The sequence below is a fragment of the Acinetobacter sp. V102_4 genome (genome assembly GCF_031799005.1).
Taxonomy (GTDB): domain Bacteria; phylum Pseudomonadota; class Gammaproteobacteria; order Pseudomonadales; family Moraxellaceae; genus Acinetobacter; species Acinetobacter calcoaceticus.
In genome coordinates this window covers 1-17,832 of record NZ_JAVQNR010000040.1, presented here as the reverse complement: position 1 = coordinate 17,832, position 17,832 = coordinate 1, and the positions used below count along the sequence as shown (strand labels likewise).

The window sequence follows — 17,832 nt, the reverse complement described above, 5'->3', positions numbered from 1 at the left end:
AATAAAAAAGCCTCTTTGTCGAGGCTTGATTATAACTGATATTTAAGAACGGTAATCAGCATTAATTTTGACATAGTCGTAAGATAAGTCACAGGTATATACCGTGTCTTTGGCCTGACCGCGTCCTAAATCAACTCGAATGGTAATTTCTGTTTGTGCCATAACACGCGCACCCGCCTCTTCGGTATAGTCCTCGGCAGCTCCACCATCCTTACAGATTTGTACATCATCTAGCCATACCTGAATTTTAGATACGTCTAAGTCTTTCACTCCAGCATAGCCAATCGCAGCTAAAATACGGCCCCAGTTCGGGTCAGATGCAAAAAGTGCAGTTTTGACGAGTGGTGAATGCGCAATACTATAAGCAATATCACAACATTCTTGGGTATTGGCACCGCCTTCTACCGCAACAGTAATAAATTTCGTTGCACCTTCGCCATCACGTACAATTAACTGTGCTAAACGATTCATAACACGAGCCAGTACTTCTAACACTTGAGCATATCGTGCATCGTTAATTGAAGTAATTTCAGCTCCACCCGCCTGACCTGTTGCCACAAAAATACAAGAGTCATTGGTTGAGGTATCACCATCAATCGTAATACGGTTAAATGAATGCTCAACTGTTGTCTTTAATAAGCTTTGTACTAAATCACGGCTAATAGGTGCGTCTGTAGCTACAAAGCTCAACATGGTTGCCATGTTTGGACGAATCATGCCAGCGCCTTTACTAATACCTGTCATGGTGTAAGTAATGCCATCAAGCTCAAATTGTTCAGATGCGCCTTTAGGCACTGTATCTGTGGTCATAATGCCAGACGCTGCATCATACCAAGCAGCCTCTTGCAAAGTGTTTAATGCAGGTCGAAGTCCAGCGAGTAAACGCTCCATTGGAAGCTGCTCACCAATTACACCTGTAGAAAACGGTAAAATTTCTGAGCTGTTTACCCCAGCAATCTCAGCTAATTTTGCGCAAGTATCTTGAGCATTTTTCAAGCCTGTAGGTCCAGTACCTGCATTGGCATTACCCGTATTAATCACTAAATAGCGAGGATTACCTTGGGTAAGATGGGCTTTAGAGACATGAACAGGTGCAGCACAAAATGCATTTTGGGTAAATACACCTGCAACATTTGAACCTTCTGCAAACTCAAAAATGACTAAATCTCGTCGGTTTGGGTAACGTACATATGCTTCTGTTGAGCCAATTTTTACACCTTTTACCACATGCATTTGTGGCATTGTTACGTCACCGACAGCCATTTTTAGAACATCCAGAGTTTGTTATGAATAAGATTAATATTTCAAAAAAGGGATGCAATGAAGCACCTTCTTCATGAAATATCATTGTTGACAGCTTAGTAGAAAAGTCTAAAAAAATCGAGCGCAAAACGGCTCATTGTTGCTCTAGCTTTAATAAAATATCTTTCTTATCAAGACCACCAGCAAAACCAACTAATGCCCCACCCGCACCAATTACCCGGTGACAAGGCGCAATAATCGAAATCGGGTTTTTCCCATTTGCGGCGCCCACTGCTCGTACAGCTTTTTCATTACCAATTTGAATTGCGATTTCTTTATAACTTCTTGTTTCCCCATAAGGGATTGTCAGTAACGCAGCCCATACCTGTTTTTGAAACAGGGTTCCTTCAAAATCTAACGGCAAATTAAAGTGGTGGCGTTTACCTTCAAAATATTCTTCTAATTGTTGCTCAGTTTTTAATAAAACTGGATGTTCAACTTGTTCGACCAGCTCAGCCAGCCGAACACGTTTTGGATTTTCATTGTCCCAGAGTACTGCCACTAAAGCATTTTCATTCGCAACCAGCTTTAATTGCCCAACAGGCGAATTGATATACTTATAAGACAGCAACATAGTTTATTCTCTTAGGACGGCGACGAAACTTTCATTAAAACCAAACCTGACACAATCAATACAGCGGCAATCATTCGCATAGCTCCAATGGGTTCATTGAGAAAAAATATACCAACTAAAAATGATCCAATTGCACCAATTCCTGTCCAAACCGTATAGGCAGTGCCAAGAGGTAAAGTTTTCATTGAAATTGAAAGTAGAACTACACTCAAAATCATAAAAACTACGGTAATAATACTAGGGGTTAAGCGTGTAAAACCTTCGGACATTTTCATAGAATATGCCCAAATGATTTCAAATACACCTGCTAAAATTAAAATAGCCCAAGCCATAACATTCACTAATTTTTATAACGTCAGGTCGTCCCGACATGATGACCCATTATGGGGGAGGTCGTTCCTCCTTTATGTGAGGACTCAGTTTACTTTAAAATAAAAAACGAAGGCAAACCCTATCTAAAGCTAGCCTGTCTTAGAAAATCTTATTGGTTTTTTAACTGTAAAATTTTTCGGGCACTATTTAAAACAAATAAAACAATAATGAGTCCAATAATTAAATCAGGATAAGGAGAACCTGTCATTGCGACCAATATTCCCGCAACAATAACACCTAAGTTTACGATGACATCATTTGCAGAAAAGATATAACTCGCCTTCATGTGTGCCCCACTCTCTTTATGATCACTCATTAAATAAAGACAAGTAATATTCGCCGCAAGAGCCAATCCACCAATTAAAATCATTAAAATTGAAACAGGTTCACTGCCATATATAAAGCGGCGCAGGACATCAATTAACACAATTATGGCTAAGCCGAACTGCAACCAACCAGAAAGATGTGCAGCCTTTAATTGAGCATTAAGATTTTTACCTACCACAAATAAGGCAATACCATAGATTGCAGCATCTGCGAACATATCGAGTGAATCGGCGATTAACCCTGTCGATGATGCAATGATGCCTGCCATAAACTCAATGACAAACATGACCCCATTAATAAGTAATAACCATTGTAAAACTTGCTTTTGTGCTGCATTCATTGAAGAACTGGTTCTAACCTTTTTAGGTTTTTCAACAGGTTCATAATGTGGCTGCGTTTGTTGTAACTCGGCTCCTAATCCTAGACGCTGTAGGCTTTGGGTAATCATTTCAGCTTGAGCACTGTGATAAATCGCCAAATGGCGTGCTGGTAAGTCAAAATTAAGTTCCTGAATATCGTCAGCGTAAGAGGCTAAAGCCATCCGTACCATTTGCTCTTCGGCTGCACAATCCATGTGAGGAATATGATAATAACTCACCCATTGGCTCTTCTTAGCCACAGGTTCATTTGGCGTAGAATACTCCTGAGAAGGCATGCTTGAGCACCCGCAGCTAGAACTACTTTTACTTAAATGTATTTGATTCTCTTGTTTTTCTAAAGCCATCTGTGCACCATAACTGACACAAAAAACAATGCCATTAGTATAAACCAATGGCATGTCGTTAAGCTTACTTTTTGTTCTGCAATTAGAATTTAAGTGTTAACCCTGCTCCATAATACCAACCATGTTCAGAGTCGGTTCCAGTTTGCCAAGCAGTTTGTTTTAAACCTTTTTCATAACCATAACCGACATCAACAAATGGCATTACCTTTTTGTTGATTTCATAACGGGTTTGAAAGCCGGCTTGTAAACTCGACAGCCCTGTTTTACTGGCATAACGAGATTCATCTTGTAAAACAACATCTGCTTTTAAATAAGGTTTACCAATTAACTTTTGGGTAAAGAGTAAGTCCCTTTCTGTTTCTAAACTTAACTTCCATAACTGATCTTCACCTACATAGAGATAGGCATCGGTTTCAAAAAAGTAAGGTGCCATGCCATGTAAACCAACTACACCAGCCCAGCGATCTTGCTTTTGGTCTTCCCGCTGTAAACGCTCATAGTTTACACCGGCCTGTACATCCCAATAGTCAGCTACATTTCGGCTGTAAAGCACTGAACCGCCATAATTAGTATCTTCTGACTCGGCCTTTTCAACATGGGCTTTAATGAACAATTTATTTTCATCCGTTCCCACCCAAGTTTCTAATTCAGAAGAAAAACTCCCTTCTCCCTCTTCATTTTGAGTCCAGCCCGTATCAATCGTAGTCGCCTGATAAACTTGACCACCATGTTCGCGTAAATGATCATGTGTTAAAGGTTCTTGAGCAAAAGTAAATACAGATATGCTCGAGAAAGCACCGCAACATATCATTTGAGAAAATAACTTAGTGATGCGCATGACTAGCTCCTTTCTCATTTTCAGATTGAACAGGTGCTTGAGATGCATCTACTGCTCCATCATTCACTTGAGCCACAATCAATTTATTCATCATCCCTGCACTCATGTGATAGAGCAGATGACAATGAATCGCCCATTCTCCTAATGCATCGGCTGTCAATAACGCAGTAACTGTCTTTCCTGGTGGAACAATAACAGTATGTTTATTTGGCAAGTTTTCAGCTTGTTGACCATTTTCCAATTGCATGAACATGCCATGTAAATGCATTGGGTGAGCCATCATGCTGTCATTCACGAACTTCAAGCGAATACGTTCGCCATATTTAACTTGCAATGGCTCAGCTTCGCTAAATTTCTTGCCATTAATGGTCCAGATATAACGCTCCATGTTGCCGCCTAAACGAATAACTAATTCGCGTTCCGGCGCACGGGTGTCTGGTTGAGGTGTTAAAGATTGCAAATCACTATATTGCAGTGCTTTCATTCCCGCTGGTGTTGAAGCATTTGCCCAGCCATAAACTGGCTCATCTTTTTTAGTCGTACTTTCAGATTGAGCTGGCATTTCATGATTCATATTCATCATAGCGTGATCATGCTCGCTAGATGGCTTTGCCTGCATATCGTGTTTCATTTCAGGCATCGCTGACATGTCGTGCTTCATTTGCATCATAGAATGATCATGTTCTTCAGATGACATATCTTTCATGCCATGGTCCATGTTCATCCTTGCATGATCATGATTGGCATGGCTTGTCTCTTTTTTCATTTCAGGCATCGCCGACATGTCATGCTGCATATTCATTTGATGGCTAGCATGTTCATCACTTGATCCATCACCATGACTCATGCCCATATCATCCATGGTCAATAAAGATCGCGGACGTGGTCGTGGCATTTGAATTGGACCAACCGCCTGAGTATTTTCATCATGCAAAGTACCGATAGCAAAGCCGCTACGGTCAATTGACTCAGCCTCAATCTGATAATTTGCCTGTTTAGGTTCAACAATCACATCATAGGTTTCGGCTGTGCCAATACGAAACTCATCAATTGCCACAGGCTTGACTGGCTGCCCATCTGCACTCACAACTGTCATTTTTAAGTTTGGAATTCTGACATCAAAAAATGACATGGCAGAAGCGTTAATAAATCGTAATCGAACTTTATCTCCCTCCTTAAAATCACCTGTCCAGTTTTGCTGCGGTGTCTTACCGTTGACTAAGAAGGTATAACCCGTCACGTCAGACATATCGGTTTTTAACATCCGCATCTGGTTCCACATCGAACGATCTTGCCAAGTTGCTTTTAAGCCTTGTGCTTTAACCTGCTTCCAGACATCAGATACGGTTTCACGGCGATTTTGATAATACTCAGCAGATTTTTTCAAATTCTTCATAATGCTATCGCTAGATGAATTATGAAAATCTGAAAGCATCACAACATAATCACGGTCAGTTTTTTCATGGGCTGCAACTGGTGTTCTCCCTTTCGGGTAAATCACGAGTGGGCCATATAAGCCATCTTGTTCTTGGCCTTTACTGTGGGCGTGATACCAGTAAGTGCCGTTTTGTTTCACCTTAAAGCGGTAAACAAAATCTCCGTTTGGAGCAATTCCTTTGAAATTATTAAAACCCGGTACACCATCCATTAAGCCTGGCAATAACAAACCATGCCAGTGCAAAGACGTATCCTGATTCTTTAATTGGTTGTGCACATGAATAACAGCATCATCCCCTTCTTCAAACTCAAGGAGTGGTGCTGTAAATTTTCCATTTACGGTAATTCGTTTTAGCGGTTGGCCAGTAACATTTACCTGTTGTTCATTAATATTAAGGTGATATTCCTTAATTGCCGCGAGGGACCATGGTGAAACCAATAGCCCAAATACAGCGACTAAGCTGCTAATTGTTTTATGAGACATTGCTGTAATCCTTTTTAATTAAAAAATAAGTAAGAAAGGATTAAGCTTTAGGAGGACGTAAAATTTCTTGCCAGTATCCGGCTAAATGCTGAGCGTGATAAATACTGCTAAATTGAGACGATATGGGAACAAATTGTGATTCAAGGTCTGGTACAGCTTGCTGCAATGCCAGATTCACAATTTGGCAATGTACGGGGTTACAGTCCTTACAATGCTCACTGTGCGAATGAAGAGACTGGGTCATGGTTTGATGACATACAGTCTGATCATCTGCTTGAACATGTACAGAGTGATCAGTCATTTTTTCACTATGACATGGCATCGTGTGAAGATCATGCTGCATAGGCGTCTGAGCAATAGATACACCACTCCACCCAATGACCAAAGTCATTAGGAACACAAACCAAGCATACTTGCGTAGGTGTTGTAGGGCCATTGTCGTTTATTGCCTAGAGCAAACGGATAATCTTAATAGTACTAGCATAACCAAGTTTCTACTGATATACAATTTTCAACTCTAGGCAATTGATCTTCATCAATTAAGAAAATGGAGCTTCATGCTTAAGCATTAAATCGATCACTTGCAATGCACCCTCATGCTCATTACTCGCAGCCGCATAAGGCGCTACTGCTTTTAAAGCTTCTACTGCATTTTCAACCGCAAACCCATAACCTACTGCTTTAATCATCTGGATATCATTATTATTATCGCCAATCGCAACGACTTGATCAGGTTCAACCTTCCATTTTTCTAATAAAAGCTTCAAACCATGTGCTTTATGCTGGTCAGGAAGAATAAGATCGATAAAGTCAAAACCACTTGAAACGGGAACTAACAATCGATCTGCAACAAAACTTTGCTGCTGAAGATCTTGAAAAATAGCAAAACTTTCGTTTTTCTGAGCAATAAAAGTAATTTTGCACACTAAATCTTTTAATGCATAAAAATCCTCTACAACTATTAGCTTTTCAAAGTATCGAGCGACCTTAGCATAGTCATCGGCCTGCATAGACTTGTGTACATAAGCGCTCTGCTTTCCGCAGATCACCATTTTAGATGTATAGGTTGAATCAATTGCTTTTAATGTCTTAATAAATTGTTGCTGACTTAAATGAGCAAAAGCTATTTCTTGCCCTGCATCTACAACATGTGCACCATTTTCTGCAATAAAAGTAATTTCATGACTAATTTCTGGAAAGTAGGTAACAAGCTTTGCAAGTTGGTTACCACTGGCAACCACAAAATGAATATTATTTTGTTTGAGTTGTTCGTACTGTTTTAAAAAACGTGCTTTATTGTACTGCTTCTTAGAATTAAGAAAAGTCCCATCCATATCTACCGCTAAAATTTTTATCGTCATTAATTATCTAGATCTCTTACTAAAATCTTATTAAACCAAATTTAGCTTTATTTTTCATGACACTTTTACAGTTTTACATCCATATATTTCTAAAAAGGTGTCCACACAATATTATCGTTTTTTGCACAGGTTATTTTTTAGTAAAGCTTAATAAAAAATCAGGTAATAAAATATCCAACCCGCATAAAAAAAGAACGCCAAAACGTTCTTTTTTCATACATTCGGTCTAGAGAATAAGCAGTTGATCTAATTTTGTTTATTTTACCAACATCTTATCCATATGGTTATCAACACAGTTATCCATACAGTTATAAACAAAGTTATCCACAAGCCTACCCTTGATTAAACATACTTTTTTTAAGCGTTAACACTACCTACTTTCGCAAGCTCTGCACGCATTTGATCAATCACAACTTTATAATCTGGTTGACCAAAAATGGCTGAACCAGCAACAAACATATCTGCCCCAGCTTCAGCAATTTCACGAATATTTGCAGGGCCAACACCACCGTCTACCTCTAAACGAATATCACGACCACTCGCATCAATAATTTTACGAGCTTCACGCAATTTTTCTAAGGTCATTGGAATGAACTTTTGCCCACCAAAGCCAGGGTTCACACTCATGATTAAAATTTGGTCAACTTTATCAAGCACATAATCTAAATAGTGTAATGGCGTTGCAGGGTTAAATACTAAACCGGCTTTTGCACCACCTGATTTAATCAGCTGTAATGAACGGTCAATGTGATGAGAGGCTTCTGGGTGAAACGTAATAATATCAGCACCAGCTTCCAGAAAGTCTCCAATAATGCGGTCAACCGGAGACACCATTAAATGCACATCAACAGGCGCTGTAATCCCGTAATTTTTTAAAGCCTTACAAATGCCAGCACCAAAAGTTAAATTTGGAACATAGTGATTATCCATTACATCAAAATGCACTACATCTGCACCTGCGGCTAACACTTTGTCTACATCTTCGCCTAAACGAGCAAAATCGGCAGATAAAATAGAAGGAGCAATCAAATAAGGCTTGGACATAAGTGGATGACCTGGCTAAGAGTTTAAGGAGAGGCTTAAAATTATAACAAAAAACCGCCTACTTGGCCTGCTCTTCCTTGCTCAAATCGCAACATTTCAAACTTGCAACGTTACGTTGCAACATTAGAATGCTAAGCGCTAAATGAATTTGTTAAGGTACATTAAAGTAATGTGAGGATTGATAATGAAAAGCACAACTCATCTATTAACAAATGATGGTAAACGTATTGCAAAACGTCTAGTTAATCATTGGAAACACAAATTTGAAGTACAAGAGACTGAACAAGATTTCAAAATTTTAATGCCTACAGCAACCATTACGTTTGCACCAGAAACAGAGCAACTAAACGTTGCTATTGATAGTCAGCTAGATGACCATGACCACTTAGAAAAAGTCGTGCTTGATCATCTAAACCGCATGGCTCAACAAGAATTTCAGGTGGAATGGCAACATTAATTAGCCATTTACCTTTTCTAACTGGATTGCATGAAACTGTAAATGCTCATCCATAAAGGTTTGAATAAAGTAATAGCCATGATCATAGCCAGCATGTTGTCTTAAAGTTAAAGGTTGTCCTGCTTTTAAACATGCTTGCTTAAATTTTTCAGGGTGAAGCTGTTCATAAAATTGGTCATCCAATCCCTGATCAACCAAAATTTCGTCAAATACTGCACCACTTTTTGAGACTAAAGCTGTGGCATCATGAGCCAACCAGCTATCGCGATCTGCACCTAAATAATGACTAAAGGCTTTTTCACCCCACGCACATTCAGTTGGTGCACAGATCGGTGCAAAAGCAGATACCGATTTAAACTTTTCGGGATATTTAAACGCTAAAGTTAATGCGCCATGACCACCCATCGAATGCCCAAAGATACCGACTTGTTGAGCATTTACTGGAAAGTTTTTCAAAATGAGTGGATATAACTCATCAATCAAATAGCTTTCCATTTGATAATGCTCAGACCAAGGTGTTTGCGTTGCATTAATATAGAAACCCGCGCCTTGACCTAAATCCCAATTATCCCCTGCAGCAACCTGCTCTCCACGAGGAGAGGTGTCGGGTGTAATCAGTATTAGGCTTAATTGTGCCGCCATATGTTGTGCATGCGCTTTTATGGCAAAGGTTTCTTCAGTACAAGTTAAACCTGCTAAATAAAACAAGGTTGAACAGGTTTTACCTTCTAAAGCGGCTGGTGGCAAATACACACCAAACTTAGCTGGCCCTTTTAATAACTGAGATTCAAATTGGTAAACACGTTGCTCACCTTCAAAGCAGCGGTTTTTTTGCAGGAGTTGCATCGTTTTTGGCCTCTGTTTTTGTTTGAGCAATATCTACACTACCAGTATTTTGCTGAGGAAATAGATACTTTTCCAGTTGAGGTAGCATAAGTTCCATATTTTTACCAATCATCCACTGAGGCTCTGAAGGTTCTACACCTTGAGCCACTTCCCATTTGGTTACCGTTTGCTTAGCTGTACTAAACGAATCTTTCATCGAAGATTGCTCTCTCATAGCCAAATCAAAGAAAGCTCGACCAAAATAGGTATAGTCAGCTTCGTTATTACATCCAAAAGAAGTTTTATCAGCAGCAGATGCAGTAATAATTAAAGTATCAGGAGACTGTAAGGCAGGAATAAAGCTTCCTGAATAACAGGCAGAAATGACAATTACACGCCAACGAATACCGGATTTATCAAGTGTTTCACGCAACCATTTAGGGTCTACTTGCCCTAGATCTAATGGCGCATTTTCAATTTCGAAGTGATTCTGTTCACCGTGTGAAGTCATATATAGAAATAGCACATCACTATCACGGTTCATTTGCTGCCCCATACGGCGTAGGGCTAACTCTATACTGGTTTTAGAGGCAATCGGGATTTCTGTACGGGTATCTGGATTATTGACCAACATCATCGAACGACCCACCGTACCAAAGCGAGTATCAAACTGTTCTTTAATACGGACTACTTCCGACTTGAAAACATCTTGATAGCTATCACCTGCCACGCCTAAAAAATACCAATGACTTTTTGCCTGCTCGCCATATTGGACTTGCTCTAAAGAATCGTTCAGCAACTTACTTTGTGCGTAAAAAGCATCTTCAGCAAATGTCGGAGCCGAATCTTCGACCTTCCAAATCGGTTGATCTTTTACAGAAAGTTGCCAAACCACCATCGTTGCAATAGTCGCAACCATGACGAGTGCGCGTTCCCACCAAGGCCACTTGAGCTCACGTGAGAAAACCCAAATCACCGCTAAACTTTGCCATACGAATAAAGCCACGAATAGGCTCGGTAAAATTCCGTTATAAATAGCATCGGGAATAAAATTGAGATAACCGTTAGAACCTAAATACTGAATTAAACATTGAATTAATAAGATATTTGTATCTAGAACTAACCAAAGTAAAGTAGGTACTAGCATTAAGCGAGGTTGGTTGGTGCGCTGTGATAAAAATATACCGACAATTAAAGCAATGAATGGCCAAAGTGCGTAACCAATTAAACCTTGTGAATTGAAATCACCGATTTGACCAGCCACAAGCCAGCTATAAAGAGAGTTAGTACATCCCCCTAAAATTCCCCAGACAATGAGCTGAAGAATTGATGGATGTACAATTTGTAAAGAACGTCTTGATCCCAAAAACAGCCACATTCCGGCAATTTGGTTGCTTTTAAAATCATGCCAAAAGTTAATGGAGGGTTTAAGATCAATCATAAAAGGTTTTCAAAAATTTCGTTTTTGTCAGGCATCTTAAGTGTATGCCTGCTAAGAATTTTAGCAATCATGCTTTTGAACTATATCACATATATTTGTGCATTATTCAAGCAATAAAACCTAACCTTACATAAGCCTACTGAAAATACGCATCAAAACGACAAGCATCTCCTTGCCATTGATGAGCTGGCTCCTGATTTGCCAAGAAAATAGCATGACGTGGGCGTTTAACCACTACACGTTTAGCAACTTTCTGTGCCAAAACCAGCAAATTATCCCCTAAATCCATTTCCCCATCTTCGGGTAAAAGTAGGTGTAAAAGCTGCATCTGTTTTTTAACTTGAGCTTGTTTTTTGATGGCTTGGTGATTCTGATCACGCTGAGGAAACATTGGGTCTAGATAAACCACATCAACCATTTGAGCTGTTTGCTGTAACTCTTGTAAATAACTTGCAGAGTCAGCAAAGATCAGTTGAATCCGATCCATAAACTGACTTAAAAAGCTGTCTTGTTCAGCTTGTACTTTTGCATCTTCAAGTAAGGTAAATAAAATTGGATGGCGCTCAACCAATTGTATTTGTGCGCCAAGATAGGCCATGAGCAAACTATCATGGCCTAAACCAGCCGTAGCATCAATTAAGATAGGTTTTTCACCTAACTGACAAGCCCGAGCAATCATTTCTGATTTAAGGCTTGCACGTTTTAAACGGGAAATTTCGGCTTTCCAATCGGGCTGCATTTTCATACCATTTGCAGATAACCATAGCCCGTTTTCATCTACACAAAGTGCCAACTCAGGATTTAAACGCAAAAAACGTGCATTCAGTTTTTCAACTGGTTGCAAATCGACAGTCACACCTCTAGAACAAAGCACAGCTTGGTAATGCTGTGCTTGCTCTTGAAAATCTACTTCAAAATATATGTGCATGAGTAGTGCCTTTATTTTGCTTTACCCTGATCTGCTATTTTTTTCCATGCATCATCACGTAAATAAACTGGCAAAGCATGTTCAGCATCAACCCACTGCTTTTTCGCTGCATAAACACGTGCAATAGAAGCAATGTCTTGTGCAGTTGCAGTGATTGTTTGATGCTCTGCATCAGCTTGAAGGAGCTTTGCACCTGAACCAATTAAGCAATGTTTTGCATAAGCCGTCGCTTGCTCATAGCCCATTAATTTTTCTTCATCAATACATTGCATAATTCCATGCTCATCTAGAACAAAACTTGCAATATAAACTTCATTCATACGGGCATCGAGAACTGCAGTCACCTGTTCCAAACCTTCAAGTCGGTATGCTGCTTGTGCTAAAGCTTGCAAACTCGAAACGGGAATAACGGGTAAATCTTGTGACCATGCCAAAGCCTGAGTCACAGCTGCATTAATTCGGACACCACTAAAAGAACCCGGCCCACGGCTAAAGGCAATTGCATCCAGACCAGCAACCTCAAGACCTGTTTGTTGTAACCCCTGCTCAATCATCGGCAAAATGGTCTGGGTTTGTGCTTTCGCCCGCGTATCGAGTTGAAAAAACAGTTCTTGGGTTTCATCGACTAATGAGATAGAACACTGCTCATTTGCAGTTTCCAACGCCAGCAATTTCATGCACAACCTTAGTATTAAATCAGATTAAAAACGGGAGTTATGATACCCCACTCGGCTCCGATAGGCGAGTCGTTCTCTGTCTAAATAAAAATGCCAAGATTTAACTTGGCATAAAAAATATATTGCTAAAAAAGAGTTAAAAGTGAAATTCTTTTAAATCACTATAACTTTTAAAATGTTCAGCATAATGCAATGCACTCAACCGTATTTTTGCTGCACCGTCTTCATCTAAAGTTTTAACAATTTTGCCTGGCGATCCCATCACCACTGAATTATCTGGAATGACTTTCCCTTCAGGAATTAAGGCATTGGCTCCGATGATACAATTTTTACCAATCACAGCCCGATTTAAAATTACGGCGTTCATACCAATCAAACTATTATCACCAATCGTGCAGCCATGTAGCATGACTTTATGACCGACTGTGACATATTCACCAATATTTAACTCAAGTCCAGCATCGGTATGTAATACAGAATTTTCTTGAATATTAGAAAAATTACCAATTCGAACTACACAGTTATCAGCACGAACTACTGCACCAAACCAGATGCTGACTTGACGACCTAATTCCACTTGCCCAATTAGCGTTGCTGTTGGAGCAACCCAACCATCCCATGGTTCATATAATGCTTTTGGGTGCTGTCCTTGATAGCTATACATCATAATTTATCGATCCTGATCATTTATTCTTATGAGAAAATTTTGGCATACCAAATGTTGGTGAGTTGAGTAAAAATGGCCACTCTTTCTGATAACCCAATCCATATTTAAACAGAGCAACTAACATACGAGCAGTTAAACCCCAAATAATTTCATTATCAATCTGTAAACTCGGAAAGTATAAAGATTGATGGGCATAACGTACTTCGTAAGGCATGGGTCTTGTATCAATTAATTCTTGCAAAGGCACAAAAAAAATTCGATCAATTTCGGTAGGCTGAGGTATTAAAGTAACCTCTGGGGGAATAAGCCCAACGATAGGTTTTACAGATAGCCCGCTTCTTGCACGTTGCATCGGTAAATCGCCGAGCAACTGCACATCAAAAGGATTTAAAGCGGTCTCTTCCTGAGCTTCTCTTAGCGCTACAACGATATTACTGGTATCACTGGGGTCACGCTTTCCACCCGGAAAAGAAACTTCCCCCGCATGGTTGTTCATATGTATTGAACGGCGTGTAAGCAGTACCTTAGGATCATTTTCATTTGTAATAGCAATCAGTACTGCTGCTTGTGCTTCTTGTATGCGGGTGGAAAAGCGCAATCTTTGCTGTAACTTTTGTGTTAGCAAGTGCTCTTCCATACCATTCACCTATTATTTTGTCTCTCTTTGCATCATATCTGAAAAATAAACTTAAGACATAGAGTTGATGCGTAAGTCTAAAAATTCAGTTATGCTGAGTCATCTCTATACTCGATGATAATTATGAGTTTCTGTGTAGCGTGTGGGCATAAAACCGAACAAAAAATTCCTTTAGGTGATCATAAAGTACGCCGTGTTTGTACTCATTGTGGCAATATTCATTATGAAAATCCCAAAGTAATCTGCGGTGCCTTAGCGTTATGGGAAGACAAAGTATTACTCTGTCGTCGTGCTATCGAACCTCGTTATGGTTTATGGACATTGCCTGCTGGTTATATGGAGTTGTTCGAGACCATGGAACAAGGTGCAGCACGCGAAACTCGTGAAGAAGCAGAAGCCGAGATAGAAATAGAACAACTTTATTGTATGTACAATATTCCTCGTATTGGTCAGATTTATGTGTTGTTTAAAGCACAGCTGAAAGATGGAATTTTTGGTGCAGGTGAAGAAAGTATCGAGAGTCGCTTATTTGAAGAGCATGAAATTCCATGGGGAGAGCTAGCCTTCCCTAGCGTTGAACACACACTAAGACATTATTTTGAAGACCGAAAAAAACAAGCTTTCCCAACACATCTTGAAACTTTAGGTACTCGTTTAGATCATACAGGTTAATTAATTAGATAATAAAAAAGACCGCTAGACGGTCTTTTTTATTTGTCTCTTATTTTTAAGGTTTTGTCTTAATTGCATTACAAGCTGGAATAGACTGATTGGCTAGTTTAATGGACACCGTGCCAGACAGGCGTTGAGCCAAAGCTTTTTCAGCATCTGTTGGTGCTGGGCTAATATCCTTAATATTATTATAAACAGCTTGATAGAAAGCATAGAGATTAATCCAACGCGCAGTCTTGTTCGCATAATCACTTAAATTAATACTATTACTGCTGTTTTGACCTGCTAATAAGTTATAGAGGTTAATTTTGGCTCCATTTACTGAAACTGAATCGTTTACATTATCGTCTGGATTAGTATCCTGTCTCACCACAGAGTTAAGTCCCATCAAAATCCCATTAAGATTACCTAGCTGAGGATTTGATAAAATCATACGAACAGTAATAGAACTATCATTATCAGATGACTCTGTTCCACCAGTAGTACCAAGTCGATACTGTTGTACGCCATTACTATCGATTAAGCCGTTGTCTGCTACCGTTGCACATTGACCAGACATATCGGTTGCAGTTGCATTTGGTTTAATATCCGTACGAATATTTCCTTTTTCATCAACGACAATACCTAAATCGATAGGTGCTATCCCAGTAGTATCAAATCTGAATGTTAAAGTCGCATATAATGGGAAGACATAGCGTTGACCAGAACTGACGTTAGCTGCTGTTTTAAAAATTTCTTTGCCAAGATAACTAATCGGATTGGCTTTAATAATATCAAGTGAACCCTTATAGTTTTCTGTGCCTACTGTTTGACGCCATAAACCATAATGCTGAATATTTCCTGTTGTCGAGCGTGTTAGCTGTTTATAAAAACCTTCACTTCCCGCAACAGCATAATCGTTCATAAACTTACCTTGGTAGATTTGCAAATCATTATTTGCATTGCTATCAACGCTTAAGCGTAATGGTTGAGTCGATTGAATATCTTTTGAAATTGGGTTCAGCCAATCATTTTGCTGTGGAGCAACGAGCATTTGCATTGGTTTTGCTTTGGTCCACAATAAAACTGGTGGAGCAACACCAGTCACCTTTCCGTCCTTATCTTTGTATAAAGTAGCATCACCGCGCCATTGTAAGCCATAACCCATTGCATAACCTTCACGGTCAGTCAGCATGAACATATTAGCCATCATATGACGTAAATTAGTGGTAGATTTATTAAAGCAATCTGCTAATGCCTGATTACAGCCATAAAAACCGAGTGGTAGCGGCGAACTTACAGGATCTACAATCCCTGCATAAGTCGCTTCATTTGCCTGAAATAATGCAGCATTTGCCAAATTCGTTACTTGAACTACGAGCGCATAAGCTTGTGCATCAGACACTTTGCTTACATCTAACCAAGGTTTTAGAAGAGTTGCATATTGTCCATTCTTCCATTCCGTTGCGGTTATATCTTGTGTCAAACTAGTCAACAGGTTTTTCTTATCTTGAGTAAATTGGGTTGGTTGTAAATCACCCACCACATTATCGCCACGTTCAACACCAATACTTTGGAATAACTTAACCAAAGCTATTGCCACTTTAATAGTTGGATCAGCGTTACTCATTGAAGCTGGAGCTTGTCCAGTTAATGCTGTTGCCATATCTAAAACTGTTAAATGTGTTGTTCCATATTTACCTAGTGTATCGAGTTTTATCGTACCTAATGCAATCTTGTGGGTATTACTGCCTTGTAGATAAAGCGTAATTGTTTCATCAGATTTACTGCTACTGATACTACAGGCACCGCCAACCGAGTTACCAACCAATTTAGTAATATAACGCTGATTAGGAGATAAGCTACAGTCGAAATTCAAACCAGCTATTGGATAATTTAATTCAAAATTCAGACATGTCTCATCTGTTGCTTTACAATCCAAATTAGTGGTTGGAATCTCACCTCCACCTTGAGTAGGATCTTCATTAATTGTTGAGCCACCACCACCGCAACCATTTAATACAATTGCCAATGTGGATAATGCAAAAGGTAATAAAAAAATTTTACTCATCATCATTCCTATTTATTTTTAACGTAATACCGAAATTTTAATTTGTCCCTGATTAGATAGTTCTTGATCCGGCATATCTATAGCCGAAGATAAAGGGGTTAACATAATATACTGCGTACGGTCTGGCACTTGTAAGACACCTGAAATCGACGCATGTTGTAATATCGTTGCAGGATACGACTTACTTTTAAAACCACTTGCACCCTCTAAAACACAACCTTTTTCGTCCAAGAAAACTGCAAGTGGCCAATAATATACAGGCTTGTCATTGGTTGTAGCATAGGAAGCCACTTGTATATTTTTAATAGATGAATCTACTTTTACGACTTCGTATTCAAACTTTTCTTTCAAAGGCTTTCTAGGCCATAGCCCAACTTCTTTATTCTGGCTCAATTTCTTAATTGATTTGTTATCATCTTTAATAAAACACAAATCATTTTCAAAAGTATTTGCCAATTCTTGTTGTGAAAGTCGTAAATATGTAGGCGCCAACACAACAGAGGAAACTTGGTCTTCTCGTGACCGATGTAATACATTATCGAGGATAGACTGACCAACCCCTTTTTTTCGCTCAATAGATTCAGTACGGCCTAACCCATCAGGCATAATATAGAAACGTTTTTTACCCTCTAGATTAAACTCTTGATTTTCTAAATATTCATTATTGACATATTCCACTCCATCAATGGTAGTGTACTTCGTCTCATCCCTTTTAGGTGCGGGTACGGATGAAGTAACGGCTTCCTTAGACAAAGATGGAACAGGATTTGACTTTACTTTTTCTTCAATCTTTTGTTGGGAAGCAGAATCCTTTATTACTGTTTTTTCTTTAGTAGTCGCTAAACTAGACTTTTGATCGATAACTTCAGACTCTTCTTTACTTATTTTTGTCTGTTTTGAAACCTTAGATTGTTTCTTCATCGAAACAATTGGTGCAGTTGGTGCAGTTGGTGCAGTTGGTGCAGTTGGTGCAGTTGGTGCAGTTGGTGCAGTTGGTGCAGTTGGTGCAGTTGGT

At 39.3% G+C, this 17,832-nt stretch carries 19 protein-coding genes; 2 read left to right on the top strand and 17 right to left on the bottom strand.

Annotation, left to right across the window (positions count from 1 at the left end):
* Positions 1–42 precede the first annotated feature (42 nt).
* The 9 genes from argJ to rpe form a co-directional block, all read right to left on the bottom strand.
* Positions 43–1,263: a bifunctional glutamate N-acetyltransferase/amino-acid acetyltransferase ArgJ gene (argJ, locus tag RMB13_RS11955; RefSeq protein WP_017387676.1), complete on the bottom strand. Its 1,221-nt coding sequence runs from the start codon at positions 1,261–1,263 to the stop codon at positions 43–45.
* 133 nt (positions 1,264–1,396) lie between these two features.
* On the bottom strand, positions 1,397–1,876 hold the full coding sequence (locus RMB13_RS11950; protein ID WP_311085340.1) for a methylated-DNA--[protein]-cysteine S-methyltransferase: 480 nt from the start codon (positions 1,874–1,876) through the stop codon (positions 1,397–1,399).
* A gap of 11 nt (positions 1,877–1,887) precedes the next feature.
* Positions 1,888–2,208 (bottom strand): multidrug efflux SMR transporter, encoded by a 321-nt coding sequence (locus RMB13_RS11945; protein ID WP_311085339.1) that lies wholly within the window; start codon positions 2,206–2,208, stop codon positions 1,888–1,890.
* A gap of 149 nt (positions 2,209–2,357) precedes the next feature.
* On the bottom strand, positions 2,358–3,353 hold the full coding sequence (locus RMB13_RS11940) for a cation transporter (protein WP_311085338.1): 996 nt from the start codon (positions 3,351–3,353) through the stop codon (positions 2,358–2,360).
* 28 nt (positions 3,354–3,381) lie between these two features.
* Positions 3,382–4,137 carry a copper resistance protein B gene (locus RMB13_RS11935; protein ID WP_311085337.1) on the bottom strand — a complete coding sequence of 252 codons (756 nt, stop codon included), beginning with the start codon at positions 4,135–4,137 and terminating at the stop codon, positions 3,382–3,384.
* A complete protein-coding gene (locus RMB13_RS11930; protein WP_311085336.1) occupies positions 4,124–6,058 on the bottom strand; it encodes a copper resistance system multicopper oxidase in 1,935 nt (644 codons plus the stop codon). Before RMB13_RS11930 ends, RMB13_RS11935 begins: the two co-directional genes overlap by 14 nt.
* A 40-nt stretch (positions 6,059–6,098) precedes the next feature.
* Positions 6,099–6,494, bottom strand: coding sequence for a hypothetical protein (locus tag RMB13_RS11925; protein ID WP_311085335.1), 396 nt, complete (start codon positions 6,492–6,494; stop codon positions 6,099–6,101).
* A gap of 103 nt (positions 6,495–6,597) precedes the next feature.
* Positions 6,598–7,419: a Cof-type HAD-IIB family hydrolase gene (locus RMB13_RS11920; RefSeq protein ID WP_311085334.1), complete on the bottom strand. Its 822-nt coding sequence runs from the start codon at positions 7,417–7,419 to the stop codon at positions 6,598–6,600.
* 357 nt (positions 7,420–7,776) lie between these two features.
* Positions 7,777–8,463, bottom strand: coding sequence for a ribulose-phosphate 3-epimerase (rpe, locus tag RMB13_RS11915; protein ID WP_311085333.1), 687 nt, complete (start codon positions 8,461–8,463; stop codon positions 7,777–7,779).
* A 184-nt stretch (positions 8,464–8,647) separates the two neighbouring features.
* On the opposite strand from rpe, the gene RMB13_RS11910 reads away from it, so the two are divergent.
* Entirely contained in the window at positions 8,648–8,920 is a 273-nt protein-coding gene (locus RMB13_RS11910; RefSeq protein WP_311085332.1) for a DUF2218 domain-containing protein, read from the top strand.
* Here the strand turns inward: RMB13_RS11910 and fghA are convergent, their stop codons facing one another.
* The 6 genes from fghA to RMB13_RS11880 all read right to left on the bottom strand — a co-directional run bounded on the left by fghA (position 8,921) and on the right by RMB13_RS11880 (position 14,104).
* A complete protein-coding gene (gene fghA, locus RMB13_RS11905) occupies positions 8,921–9,766 on the bottom strand; it encodes an S-formylglutathione hydrolase (RefSeq protein WP_311085331.1) in 846 nt (281 codons plus the stop codon).
* A complete protein-coding gene (locus RMB13_RS11900; RefSeq protein WP_311085330.1) occupies positions 9,735–11,186 on the bottom strand; it encodes a C13 family peptidase in 1,452 nt (483 codons plus the stop codon). The genes fghA and RMB13_RS11900 overlap by 32 nt, the downstream gene beginning before the upstream one ends.
* 136 nt (positions 11,187–11,322) lie before the next feature.
* The gene (locus RMB13_RS11895) at positions 11,323–12,114 is read right to left on the bottom strand and encodes a class I SAM-dependent methyltransferase (RefSeq protein ID WP_311085329.1); all 792 of its coding nucleotides are present in this window, start codon (positions 12,112–12,114) and stop codon (positions 11,323–11,325) included.
* Between the two features lie 11 nt (positions 12,115–12,125).
* Positions 12,126–12,791 carry a tRNA (adenosine(37)-N6)-threonylcarbamoyltransferase complex dimerization subunit type 1 TsaB gene (tsaB, locus tag RMB13_RS11890; RefSeq protein ID WP_311085328.1) on the bottom strand — a complete coding sequence of 222 codons (666 nt, stop codon included), beginning with the start codon at positions 12,789–12,791 and terminating at the stop codon, positions 12,126–12,128.
* Positions 12,792–12,927: 136 nt separating this feature from the next.
* Positions 12,928–13,455 carry a gamma carbonic anhydrase family protein gene (locus RMB13_RS11885; protein WP_080028148.1) on the bottom strand — a complete coding sequence of 176 codons (528 nt, stop codon included), beginning with the start codon at positions 13,453–13,455 and terminating at the stop codon, positions 12,928–12,930.
* A gap of 19 nt (positions 13,456–13,474) precedes the next feature.
* Positions 13,475–14,104: a CoA pyrophosphatase gene (locus tag RMB13_RS11880; RefSeq protein ID WP_198078295.1), complete on the bottom strand. Its 630-nt coding sequence runs from the start codon at positions 14,102–14,104 to the stop codon at positions 13,475–13,477.
* Positions 14,105–14,218: 114 nt separating this feature from the next.
* Between RMB13_RS11880 and RMB13_RS11875 the strand changes: the two genes are divergently transcribed.
* Positions 14,219–14,767 carry an NUDIX hydrolase gene (locus RMB13_RS11875; RefSeq protein ID WP_311085327.1) on the top strand — a complete coding sequence of 183 codons (549 nt, stop codon included), beginning with the start codon at positions 14,219–14,221 and terminating at the stop codon, positions 14,765–14,767.
* 55 nt (positions 14,768–14,822) lie between these two features.
* Here RMB13_RS11875 and RMB13_RS11870 read toward each other — a convergent pair whose 3' ends face one another.
* Together RMB13_RS11870 and filE are read right to left on the bottom strand one after the other, a co-directional pair.
* The gene (locus RMB13_RS11870; RefSeq protein WP_311085326.1) at positions 14,823–16,823 is read right to left on the bottom strand and encodes a protein FilF; all 2,001 of its coding nucleotides are present in this window, start codon (positions 16,821–16,823) and stop codon (positions 14,823–14,825) included.
* A gap of 12 nt (positions 16,824–16,835) precedes the next feature.
* The coding region (filE, locus tag RMB13_RS11865) for a putative pilus assembly protein FilE (RefSeq protein WP_311085325.1) at positions 16,836–17,832 on the bottom strand (997 nt) is incomplete at its 5' end.